Origin of the sequence: Arthrobacter sp. 135MFCol5.1 (genome assembly GCF_000374865.1) — a bacterium.
Lineage (GTDB): Bacteria > Actinomycetota > Actinomycetes > Actinomycetales > Micrococcaceae > Arthrobacter.
Window position 1 is genome coordinate 116,084 of sequence record NZ_KB895458.1, and the last position, 11,517, is coordinate 127,600.

At 67.8% G+C, this 11,517-nt stretch carries 10 protein-coding genes; 6 read left to right on the plus strand and 4 right to left on the minus strand.

From position 1 onward, the window contains the following. The first annotated feature begins 32 nt into the window (after positions 1-32). From C563_RS0112430 to C563_RS0112440, 3 genes are read left to right on the plus strand one after another with little or no spacing between them, the layout of a single operon-like run. A complete protein-coding gene (locus C563_RS0112430) occupies positions 33-782 on the plus strand; it encodes a hypothetical protein (protein WP_018762389.1) in 750 nt (249 codons plus the stop codon). Next, entirely contained in the window at positions 779-2,815 is a 2,037-nt protein-coding gene (locus C563_RS0112435; protein ID WP_018762390.1) for a YhgE/Pip family protein, read from the plus strand. The genes C563_RS0112430 and C563_RS0112435 overlap by 4 nt, the downstream gene beginning before the upstream one ends. Further along, on the plus strand, positions 2,812-3,456 hold the full coding sequence (locus C563_RS0112440; protein ID WP_018762391.1) for a TetR/AcrR family transcriptional regulator: 645 nt from the start codon (positions 2,812-2,814) through the stop codon (positions 3,454-3,456). Before C563_RS0112435 ends, C563_RS0112440 begins: the two co-directional genes overlap by 4 nt. Before the next feature lie 604 nt (positions 3,457-4,060). On the opposite strand, the gene C563_RS0112450 is transcribed toward C563_RS0112440, so the two are convergent. After that, positions 4,061-5,065: an EamA family transporter gene (locus C563_RS0112450; protein WP_018762392.1), complete on the minus strand. Its 1,005-nt coding sequence runs from the start codon at positions 5,063-5,065 to the stop codon at positions 4,061-4,063. Between the two features lie 73 nt (positions 5,066-5,138). On the opposite strand from C563_RS0112450, the gene C563_RS0112455 reads away from it, so the two are divergent. Further along, on the plus strand, positions 5,139-6,068 hold the full coding sequence (locus C563_RS0112455) for a LysR family transcriptional regulator (RefSeq protein WP_043424126.1): 930 nt from the start codon (positions 5,139-5,141) through the stop codon (positions 6,066-6,068). Here C563_RS0112455 and C563_RS0112460 read toward each other — a convergent pair. The 3 genes from C563_RS0112460 to C563_RS0112470 all read right to left on the minus strand — a co-directional run bounded on the left by C563_RS0112460 (position 6,046) and on the right by C563_RS0112470 (position 9,028). Continuing rightward, on the minus strand, positions 6,046-6,573 hold the full coding sequence (locus tag C563_RS0112460) for a SixA phosphatase family protein (RefSeq protein ID WP_026264758.1): 528 nt from the start codon (positions 6,571-6,573) through the stop codon (positions 6,046-6,048). The two genes, C563_RS0112455 and C563_RS0112460, sit on opposite strands and share 23 nt — an antisense overlap. An 87-nt stretch (positions 6,574-6,660) precedes the next feature. Beyond that, positions 6,661-7,524 carry a winged helix-turn-helix domain-containing protein gene (locus C563_RS0112465; RefSeq protein ID WP_018762395.1) on the minus strand — a complete coding sequence of 288 codons (864 nt, stop codon included), beginning with the start codon at positions 7,522-7,524 and terminating at the stop codon, positions 6,661-6,663. 571 nt (positions 7,525-8,095) lie between these two features. Further along, positions 8,096-9,028 carry a hypothetical protein gene (locus tag C563_RS0112470; RefSeq protein ID WP_018762396.1) on the minus strand — a complete coding sequence of 311 codons (933 nt, stop codon included), beginning with the start codon at positions 9,026-9,028 and terminating at the stop codon, positions 8,096-8,098. 232 nt (positions 9,029-9,260) lie between these two features. Between C563_RS0112470 and C563_RS0112475 the strand changes: the two genes are divergently transcribed. Together C563_RS0112475 and C563_RS0112480 are read left to right on the plus strand one after the other, a co-directional pair. Beyond that, positions 9,261-10,001, plus strand: coding sequence for a response regulator transcription factor (locus tag C563_RS0112475; protein WP_018762397.1), 741 nt, complete (start codon positions 9,261-9,263; stop codon positions 9,999-10,001). A 13-nt stretch (positions 10,002-10,014) separates the two neighbouring features. Then, on the plus strand, positions 10,015-11,490 hold the full coding sequence (locus C563_RS0112480) for a sensor histidine kinase (protein WP_018762398.1): 1,476 nt from the start codon (positions 10,015-10,017) through the stop codon (positions 11,488-11,490). Positions 11,491-11,517 lie beyond the last annotated feature (27 nt).

Below are 11,517 nucleotides of genomic sequence, written 5' to 3' on the forward strand. Positions count from 1 at the left end.
TTGATGCAGACTTCTTCTGCGAAAGGCAAGCCTTGCTCTCAGCACACCAGCTCCAGGCCAAAGGACGCCGGGACCCGCTGCTTCCTCCCACTTCCCTGACGGTTGCGCGTGGCGAGCTGCTGCTCGTTGCCGGCGACCGGCAGGACCAGCGCACCGCGCTGGCACTCCTGCTCAGCGGCAGGATGAAGGCCACCGGCGGCGGGCAGCTCAGCTGGGACGGCAACTCCCGGACCAAGCAGCTCCGCCTCGCCGCGGCCCTGGTGGACTCCCCCGGCGTCAATGAGCCGGAAGAACACCTCAGCGTCCGCGACCTGGTCACCGAGGACCTGGCCCTGATCCCCCGCCGCTACCGTGGCGCCCTGCTCAGCCGGCCCTGGCTCAAGGTCAACCGGTTCGAGGACATCGCGGACCTGTGGACCGAACAGCTCGAGCCGCGGCGGCGGCTTGAGCTGCTCACGGCGCTGGCCCTCGCCAACCCGGGCACCGACCTGCTGGTGGTCGACTCCCCTGACCGGCACAGCGCGGATGACCTCACCTGGCTGCCGCGCCTCCAGGCGTTGGCATACGACGCCGGGCGCCCCCTCGCCGTCGTAGCGGCCGTCAGTGCCGTCCCCGCCTCGTGGGACGGACCGGTCGCCCACATCGGCAACGATGCACCCGAACCCGCGCCGGAACGGATACCCGAAACCGAAGCCGATGCCCCGGCCGGCAAGCACTCAGCGGAGTCCGCGCCTGACCGGGAAAACCAGGAAACCGAACTCGAAACCGAGGTTGCCAAGTGACTGTCCTGCGGCTGGCCCGCTCCGAACTCAAGCGCATGACCGGCGGTCTGCTGCCCAAGCTGACCATCCTGGCGCTGACCATGGTCCCGCTGCTCTACGGTGCGGTGTACCTGTACGCGAACTGGGATCCTTACGGGCACCTCAACAGCCTCGACGCCGCACTGGTGGTCGAGGACTCCGGCGCCACCGCTGCCGACGGCACCCGGCTGGAGGCCGGAACCAAAGTGGCGGACAGCCTGGTGGAGGGCAACGTGTTCCACTGGGTTCCGGTGTCCAGCTCAACGGAGGCCGACGCCGGAGTCAGCAGCGGCCAGTACGCCTTCGCCCTGAAGATCCCCAAGGATTTCTCGGCAAACCTGGTCTCGCCGGGCAGCTTTGATTCCGCGAGCCAGGCCATGCTGAACGTCACCACGAACGATGCCAACAACTACCTGTTGAGCACCATCGTGGACAAACTGACCACGGCCGTCCACACCACGGTGGCCAAGGAGGTTGGGGAGGAGACCGCCAACCAGCTGCTCACCGGCTTCGGCACCATCCACAGCAAGATGGTTCAGGCCGCGGACGGCGCCGCCCAGTTGGCCGACGGAGTGGCCACCCTCAGGGACGGAACGGTCACCCTCCACGAGGGCACCACCGCCTTGAGCAGCGGCGCCGACCAGTTGTACGCCGGCCAGCTGAAGCTGCGGGACGGCGCCAACCAGCTGACCGACGGCGAGGGGCAGCTCAGCAACGGATTGTCGACGCTGAAGGACAAGACCGCCACGCTGCCCTCCGATACCCAAACGCTTGCCTCCGGCGCGGCCCAGGTGGCTGCCGGGAACGCCCAGCTGAACACCAAGGTCCAGGATGTGGCGTCCCAGCTGGAAGCAGCCGACCAAGGGCTGCGCGCCCGGGTGGTGGAGTCCAACAGCAGGCTGGTCGCCTCGGGTGTCCTGACCCAGGAACAGGCTGACAAGGTGCTGGCTGATTTCGATGCCGCCGCAGCGTCCAGTCCTGTGGCAGCAGCCAAGGCCAAGATCCAGACGGACGCCGAACAGGTCCAGCAGCTGGCCGACGGCTCCCAGGCGGTCAGCGTCGGCGCAGCCCAGCTGGCTGCCGGGATGCCGGCCCTGAAGGACGCCATCGGGCAGGCTTCGGCCGGGGCGAACCAGCTGCACACAGGGGCCGCAGCGCTGGCAACCGGTGAGCAGTCCGCCGTCGACGGCGCCTCCGGCCTTGCGGACGGGGCGCGGAAAGTGGACGCCGGCGCGGCCCAGCTCGCCGATGGTGCGGGCCAGGCCGCCACCGGCTCCCGTACCCTGGCCGACGAGATCGGAAAGGGTGCCGGCCAGGTTCCCAACCCGGACGACACACAAAAGAGCAACCTCTCCCAGGTGATGGCCGATCCTGTGGCGGTCAGCAATGTCTCGCAGGCCAAGGCCGGTTCCTACGGCGCAGGGCTGGCACCGTTCTTCCTCACGCTCGCCCTGTGGATCGGGATCTTCATGCTGATCCAGGCGATGCGGCCCATCACCCAGCGGGCCCTGGCCTCGAACGCGCCCTCGTGGAAGATCGCGCTGGGCGGCTGGCTGCCGTTCCTGCTGGTCTCGGTGGTGCAGGCGTCCCTGCTGACCCTGGTGGTGGATGTGGCGCTGGGGTTGAACCCGGCGCACCCGGTCCTGATGTGGCTGTTCCTGCTGGCCGCGGCGATGGCGTTCAGCGCCCTCATCCAGGGGATCGTGGCCTTGTTGGGCTCCCCGGGCAAGCTCGTGGTGCTGATCCTGCTGGTCCTGCAGCTGGTGTCCTCCGGCGGCACGTTCCCGTGGCAGACCACCCCGGAGCCGCTGCATGCTGTGCACCAGGTCCTTCCCATGGGCTACGTGGTGACCGGGATGCGGCACCTGATCTACGGCGCGGACCTGTCCATGATTGTTCCCACCCTGGTTGGCCTGCTCGGGTACACGGTACTGGGCGCCGCCCTGTCCACCCTGGGGGTGCGCAAGAACAAGTACTGGACACTCAAGACGCTGAAACCGGAGATTGCCGTATGACCACCGAACCCCAGGCCGGGGCAAAAGCGCTCCGGCCTGCCCGGACCAACGCCACCCGCCAGAAACTCTTCGACGCCTCCATGGAGCTCATCGGCGAACGCGGGGCGGCCAACGTCACGGTGGACGAGATCGCCGCGGCGGCAGGAGTGTCCAAGGGCACGGTCTATTACAACTTCGGCAGCAAATCCGAGCTGATCGCCCAGTTGCTGCGGCACGGGGTGGACATCCTCAAGGCACGCCTGCTTGAGGCCGCTGACGGCGGCAGCGGCCGGGACCCGCTGCTGGCCATGGAAGCGATGATTGGCCAGGCCATGGACTTCATGGCCGAATACCCTTCCTTCGCCCGCCTGTGGGTCAGCGAGAACTGGCGGATCCCCAGTGAATGGCAGGGCACCTTTGCGGTCCTGCGCGGGGAGCTCCTCGAGGTCATCGGCCAGGCCGTGGAAAGCGTGGCCGCGGCGTATCCGGTGGATGGCTCGGTGTCCCGGGGCAGCCTGGAGACAGCCATCTTCGGCGCCTGCTTCGTGGTGGGCCTGGACCGGCAGACCTACAATCCTGAGCGCACCCGTGACCAAAGTGTTGCAGCAATCATGGCCATCATGCGCGGCTACGTCCTGGGGGAGGCCGCTCCTCGGGGATGATGGAGCACATGCGCCATACCGGAAAGAGCGGAAAATTTGCGGTGATCTGCGGCGTCGTCGCCGCCGGGCTCCTGGTGCTCACGGGGATGACCCTTGCGGAGCCGGTGTTCGTCGCGTTCTTTGGCGTGCTGGCGCTGGCGTACCTGGCTGCGGTGGCCGAAATCGTGGTCCGCCGCCGGCGCTTCGCCCTGCTCGCCGCGGGGACCGGAACTGCCCTGGCCCTCGGCTTTTCCCTGGCGTTCCTCAGCACCTGGACGCTGGCGTACGACGACCAGTCCTCCTTCCTGGGCACCCCGCTGCCCACCCGCGACCCGGACAACTACTTCCTGGGCGCCGGGGTTGCGGCCGTCGCGACTTTCGGAATCCTCTTCCTGGGCGCGCTCTGGCCGGGCCGGCGGCGTACAGCACCGGTCCGCAGGCCGGCCGGCACCACCAGGCGCCCGGCGGCCGCACCACGGGCGGGCACCCGGGCCACAACGCAGGGCACCGCACCGCAGCGCAACCCATCGCAGCGGTCCGGGCCGCCGCGCAGCCCGCGCGGTGCCGCACCACGGGCCGGCCAGGCCTCCGGGCCCCACGCATCCGGCGTCCAGGCGTCCCCCGGTCAGCGGACGTCCGCCTCCCGCGCTCCCGCCCGCGGGACATCGGCGGCAGCCAAGCGCCCGTCGTCGTCCGCGTCTCCGGCCCCCAAACCGGCACCACGGCCCGGCAGCGGCTCAGCCCCGCGCCGCTGACGGCGCCCGCCCGTTCCGGTGATCACCGCGGTCGCGACGCCGCCCAGGAGAAGCAGTCCGCCCGCCAGCTCCGTTGCCGACGGCACCTCTGCGAGGACCAGCCACGCCGTGCTCATGCCCACCACCGGGACCAGGAGCGTGAAGGGCACTACGGCCGACGACGGGTGGCTGGCAAGGAGCCGGTTCCAAATGCCGTAACCCACCAGCGAGGCGAAGATTGCCGTATACAACGCGCTGAGCACGGTGGGCATCTGCAGGGTGGCCAGCGACTGCCACACCGTATCCGGGCCGTCCACCAGCACGGACAATGCGCCCAGCGGAAGCGGGACCACAGCCCCGGACCAGACCACCAGCCCCAGGCCGGAGGCGGCTTTGGCCTTCCGGGCCAAGACATTCCCGGCGGCCCATGACAACGCCGCGGCCAGGACAATGACCAGCGGGAGCAGCGGCGCCACAGCGCTGCGTCCTGCCGCCACGACGGCGAGTCCGGCGACGCCCAGCACGACGCCCGCCAGCTGCCGCCGGCTGGGGCGTTCGCCCAGGAAGCCCGCGGCAAGGAGGACGGTCAGCAGGACCTGCGCCTGCAGGACCAGGGACGCGAGCCCCGCGGGCATGCCCAAGGCCATGGCCAGGTACAGGAGGCCGAACTGGCCGGCGCTCATGAAGAGTCCGACGCCGAGGATGGCCTTCCAGCGGACGTCCGGTTTCCTGATGAAGAAGATCCACGGGAACACCACCAGGACGAAGCGCATGGCGACGAACAGCAGCGGCGGGAAGTCGTGGCCGCCGGCGTGCAGCCCGAGGTCGATGGCAACGAAATTCAGGCCCCACAGCAGGGCGACAAGGACGGCAAGCAGGGAATCGCGCAGGTTCACAATCCATACTCTGACAGGACTGCGGATGAAGCACCAGCGCTGGTTTATACCGTTAATCATGTACCTTTGCTTCATGATTGATAGTGGCTCCCTGCGGGCCCTCGCAGCGGTGGAGCAGCACGGTTCCGTCATTGCGGCTTCGGAGGCCATGGGGTTCAGCCCATCGGCCGTGTCCCAACAGGTGAAGAAGCTGGAGAAGGAAGCCGGCTTCGCGGTGCTGGAGCGCCGGGGCCGCGGCGTCCTGCTCACGGAGCGCGGACTGGCCCTGGCGGCGTACGGCCGGCGCATCCTGGCCGAACTGGAGGAACTGCAGTCCACGCTCCTGGCAGATCCGGCCAAACCCAGCGGCAGCCTCCGGGTGGTGTCATTTTCCACGGCCTGCCGCGGACTGGTGGGCCCGCTGCTGGCACAGCTCGAAAAGTCAGGGGTGCCGTTGGGTATCTCCGTGCTGGCCGAGGATCCGCGGGAAGCCGTGGCCCGGGTGGCCAACGGGGAGGCGGACCTCGGCCTGGTGCACAACTGGAATTCGGTGCCCTTGGTGATCCCGGAGCATCTGACGCTGGAGTGGCTGTGCGAGGATGTGGCGGACGTCCTGGTGCACCGCAGCCATCACCTGGCGGGGCGCCCTGCGGTTGCACCGGCGGAGCTTGTTGACGAACGCTGGATCAGCACGCCGGCGGGGGCAATCTGCAACGAAGCCCTGCTGCGGATTTTCGCGGATTTGGGCCGGGTGCCGGACATCCGGGTGTACGATCCCGATTTCGCGACGCATGTTGCGATGGTGGAGCAGGCGGTGGCGGTGGCGCTTGTTCCCCGGCTGGGGCGGCCGGCACTCCCCCGGGATGTGGTGGCCGTTCCGGTGGTCAACCCGGTCCAGGCCCGCCAGGTTGGGCTCATCCATCGCAAGACCATGACGGCCAGCCCCGGCATCAGGCACGTCGCGGGCCTGCTGCGGGAGATTGCCGCACGCAGGGTTGCCGCTAGTGGGCCCGGGGAACTTTGAACCGGGTAATCCTGGCGTCCTGCCCATCCAGTTCCGCCCAGGGTTTCTCTGTCTCCAGCACGGTCAGCGCATTGGTGGGGAAGCGGGTGGCGGCATCCATGTAAGCGTCGTGGTCGGAGTCCCGGGAGGCGAGGTGCATTGCCAGGTCCTGCACGCCGGGCAGGTGCGCGATCAGCATCAGCGTGGTCACGGTGTCCGGCACGTGGTTGACCACGGTGAGCATCCGCTGCGCCGAGGCCGCATACAAGCCGTCTTCAAGCTTGGGCGTGGGCGCCTTGTCCCCCAGTTCGGAGCAGACCCAGGTGCACGTCTGCCGGGTGCGCAGGGCGCTGGAGCACAGGATGAAGTCGGGGACGATGTTGTGCTTGAGCAGCCACCGCCCGGCGAGCGGCGCTTCCCGGTGTCCGCGTTCCTCGAGCGGCCGCTCATGATCGGCCACCCCGCCCGGCCAGTCAGCCTTGGCATGGCGCATGATCACGAGGCGTCGAACATGGTGCGAACTCATGGCCCAAGCCTAGCCAATCCCGTGGCCCCTAAGATGGTCCCGCAAAATGCTCCCCGCCCGGTGGGGCAGGACGGGTGGAACCCGACGCTAGATGGAGTACTCGGGAGCGGCCCAGACAACAACCTCGGGGTGCTCGTAGAACCGGTAGCCCTGGCCGCGGACCGTGCGGACGGTATTGGCAAGGCGGCCCAGCTTGGAACGGAGGCGCCGGATGTGGACGTCGATGGTGCGCTCATTGGGCACCTCTTCGGCGTTGCGCCACAACCCTTCGAGCAGTTCGTCGCGGCCCACGGTGCGGGTGCCGTTCTCAACGAGGTAGTTGAGGAGTTCAAATTCCTTGAAGGTGAGGTTCAGGGATTCACCATCGAGGTGGACTTCGCGGCGCGCGAGGTCGATCAGGACACCGGAAGGGCGCGGTTCCTGCGGTTGCGCAGGACGGGCGGCCTCGGTGCGCTGGCGGGAGTTGACCGTGGGGTCGCCGAACGTGGAACGGACGACGTCGAGTGCGGACCCGGGGGTGCCTGCGGGAGCTACCGCAACGGCGGCGTAGCTCTCGGCACCGGAAACCAGCGACTGGGCGTAGGCACGGATTTCCTGGGCGAGCTTGGCGATGGAGGTGCCGGCTGCTGCCGCGGTTTCCTCATCGATCCCCATGTACAGGACGAACCCGCGGGCCACATTGTCATTGGCCACCGGGCGGACAGCATTCGGACCGGCCACCACGGGCGTGGGGGCCGTGACGGGAGCGGCCTCGGCAGGCTGGACGGCGCGGAGCTGGCCGTAGGAGTTCGGGTTGTATCCCTGCGGGGCGTAGCCCTGCGCGGGGAAGGCGCTTCCGGAGGTGGGAGCGAGCGACGGGCGGGGCCCGAAACCGGGGCGCAGGCCGGAGGGCTGGCCTGCCTTGGCGGCGTTACGGACGGAGATGTGGACGTATCCGGATGCAACTGACATGGAATGCTTACCTCAATGTGAATGGCCGCGCTCGCGGCTCGAATGCTGGATTCCCCGTCAACGCGGACCGGGGAGGGACGCCCGACGCTGGGCTGGGGGGCGAATGCCTAAGAACTTCAGGGGTGCGAAGGTCAGGCGTGCATTCGACAACAGCGCATGTCGGCAGCAGCGGATGTGCTGGGCCAATATTCTGCGGCTGCAGGTGCTGTTGAGTTCTTGTTCACATTGGAAGTGTGCAGCGTAACAATGCCAACTTGCAAGTAACAATGGACCAATTCGTCCACATGGTGAGACAAAACCGTCGATTGTGCTTTAGATCACTATTTCGAGATGGGGAAATAATAACGTTCGTTATCCGGAGGAAAGTCCCGGATAGCCGCCCACTCGGAAGATAATTCGATGGAATGCCAATTCTCCGAATCTCCCTGAAATTCAATCGCTTGACATAGAATCGGCTGGACGACGGGAGCCCATGTCCAGTCCCGGTCCTGCCGGCGGCAGATTTTTTTGCCCGGACGGCGGGCGTGGGCCGGCGGCAGGACCTGCCTGGGAGTGGTACGGCATGCCGGGATCAGTTGCTGCTGGTTCCGGCACCTGCCGAGGTACCGGAACCGGCGGTGGCAAGCTGGATGGCTTGGACGGTGTAAGTGTCGCCGTCCTTGAGCGCGGTCACCCGAACGCTGGATCCCGCCGTCACATTGGACAAGCTGAGCGTGCTACCAGTGGAGGTGCCCCCGCGCTGCCTCATCCCCTGGGTGACCTGCACATCGGAGCCCACGGCATAGGTCCGGGAGAAGCCGTCCTCGCTCTTGACCGTCAGCGACGTGGCCGACACATCCGTCACCGTGCCCGCCTGGCCCGCCATGGTTACGTAGTTGGAACCTTCCAGGACCACATACTCGGAGTGGATGGCAGCGTTCAGGCCTGCCGCCCCCATCCCCAAGCCACCGGGGCCCCCGTCCATGCCCATGCCGCCGGCCGTGCCGCCGTTGGTACCGGCCTGGCTGCCCGGCCCGGCCATGCCGTTCTGCCCGCCGGGACCGAACTGGCTGACCGCGCCGGCGCCTTGGGCGTTTGCTGCCGAGCCCGAGCCGTTTCCGGCAGCGTAGGCGCCGGCGCCGGCCGCTGCGCCCAGGACCACGGCCGCGCCGCCAACCAGGAGTCCCTTCTTCGCCGTCCACGCACCTTTCGGCCCGCGGGACGCCGAGGTGGAAGCGTACTGCTGCGGTGCGCCCCAACCAGTGCCGCCGCTGTGCACCTGGCCGTTTGCCGGCGGAGTACCCCACCCTGCCGATCGCGGGCCTTCCACGGGCGTTCCCCAACCCTGCGAAGGCTGCTCCTGCCCGACCGTTTCGTCTGCTCCCCCGCCCTGGTTGCCCGGGAACTCCCGGTCGTGGGCCGCCGCGCCGTGGCCGCTGCCCTCTGGTGCGCCTCCCCAGACGGGGGCAGGCTGCCGGTTCTGCCCTGATGTGCCCGGGGCTGGCTTGGTGTTGTGCTCGTCCATTGTCATTCTCCAAGAAGGTCGAAACTGCTGGTGGTGATGCTGTCTGTTCCAACAGGCTCTGCCGAATTGCTGTGCAGAGGCTGTGCAGCAGGCCACCACGGCCTGTGACCTGCACGCTTCCGCCTGCACGGGCAGGCTCCTGGCCTCGGGTCCAGGTGGCTAGGCTGGAGCTCACAGCTGGAACACAGCAACGGCAAAGCACCGGCACACCGGTAGATCGGAGAGTTGTCCCATGGCATCCCCGCACTCCATGACCAACAACCTGCCCCAGCTCTCCCATCCCGACGGCTCTCCGATCCGGGCCCTGGTGGTCGATGACGAACCCAGCCTGTCGGAGCTGATGAGCATGGGCCTGCGCATGGCGGGCTGGTCCGTGGCCGTAGCCGGGGACGGGCCCACGGCCGTCAAGCTTGCCAAGGACTTCCATCCGGACGTCCTGGTGCTCGACGTCATGCTGCCGGGGTTCGACGGCGTGGAGCTGCTGGGCAGGATCCGCGCCTTCGCGCCGGAGGTGCCCGCGCTGTTCCTGACCGCAAAAGACGATGTCCAGGACCGGATCGTGGGGCTGGCAGCCGGCGGCGACGACTATGTGACCAAGCCCTTCAGCATGGAGGAAGTCCTGCTGCGCCTGCACCGCCTGGTCCAGCGCTCCGGCGTGGCCGCCATGGATACGGCCGAACTGGTGGTTGGCGACCTGGTCCTCAATGTGGACACCCGGGAGGTCACCCGGGCCGGGGAGGAAATCCAACTGACGGCCACGCAGTTTGAACTCCTCCGCTACCTCATGGAAAACCCCAAGCGCGTGGTGAGCAAGGCCCAGATCCTGGACCACGTGTGGGACTACGACTTTGGCGGCCAGGCGAACATCGTGGAGCTGTACATCTCCTACCTGCGCAAGAAGCTCGAAGCCAACCATCCGCCCATGATCCATACCGTGCGCGGAGCCGGCTACGTCATCAAACCCGCAGACTAGCCAAAGGAAACGCGTGTCTCTTTCCGGGGTTCCCCGGCCCACCGGCCGCTCGTGGTTCAACCCTGCCACCTGGCATCTTCGGACCCGCCTGATCCTGCTCTCCATGGCCCTCCTGGTGGCCATCTCGAGTGCTATCGGCGTGGTCAGTTACGCATCGATGGACGTCGTCCTCTCCAAGCAGTTGGACGAGCAGCTGACCATGGCTTCACGCGGCCGCCCGCCCGAGGGCAATCCCTCGGGCCGACCGGATCCGCTCGACGCGCGGGGTCAAAGCGTGGGAACACTCAACGCCAGGGTGGTGGGTGGCCAGATCACTCGGGAAGCGGGTTTCCTGTCCGCGGATTTCACCCGCACGCCGCTGACTTCCCGGGACACGGCCACCCTGCAGGCCCTCCCCCGTGACGGCAGCCCGGTTGACCGGGAACTGTCCAACGGCGACTACCGGCTCATGGCGACACAGACCCCTTATGGCGACGTGGTGATCACCGGGCTGCCGCTGGCAACCAAGGAAAGCACCGAGGCCTCGCTGGTGTTGACGATGGTGCTGGTGTCACTGGGCGGCCTCGTCCTGATCGGGCTGGCCGGCACGGCGTTGATCCGCCGGACCATGCGGCCGCTGGAGCAGCTCTCCGACGTCGCCACCAAGGTTTCCAAGCTGCCGCTCGACGCCGGCGAGGTAGCCCTGGCGGTGCGTGTCCCGCCGTCGGCAGCGCATCCCACCACGGAAGTGGGCAGCGTGGGGCACGCGCTGAACCTCATGCTGGACAACGTCTCCAGCGCTCTCGAAGCCCGGCAACGGAGTGAGATGAAAGTGCGCCAGTTCGTGGCGGACGCCTCCCATGAGCTCCGGACCCCATTGACCGCCATCCGCGGATACACCGAGCTGATGCGCATGACCGAAACCCTCACCGAGGACGGCCAAAAGTCGCTGGGCAGGGTGCAAAGCCAGTCTGAGCGCATGACCGCCCTGGTGGAGGACCTGCTGCTGCTGGCCCGGCTGGATGAAGGCAAGGCGACCGAAACCACCGATGTGGACCTCACCCAGCTGGTGATCGAAACCGTCAGCGACGAAAAGGTCATGGCACCGGACCACACCTGGCAGCTGACGTTGCCCGATGAACCGGTATCCGTCCGCGGCGACACCACCCAGCTCCACCAGGTCCTGGCCAACCTGCTCTCGAACGCCAGGAAGCACACGCCGGCCGGCACCACCGTCACCACCGGGGTCATGCGCTCCGCCGACGGCAGCGTGGTGGCCACGGTCACCGACGACGGCCCCGGCATTCCCGCCGAGTTCCAGGGCAACATCTTCTCCCGGTTCACCCGGGCCGATGCCTCCCGCTCAGGCTCCGAAGGATCGTCCGGGCTGGGGCTTTCGATCGTCGAATCCATCGTCGCGGCCCATGGCGGCACCGTGGAACTCGCCTCCCGGCCGGGCAGGACAGAGTTCGCCGTCCGCCTGCCGGCAGCGGCAACCGCCACCTCCTGACTGCGAGCGCCGGCCGCACTTACACAG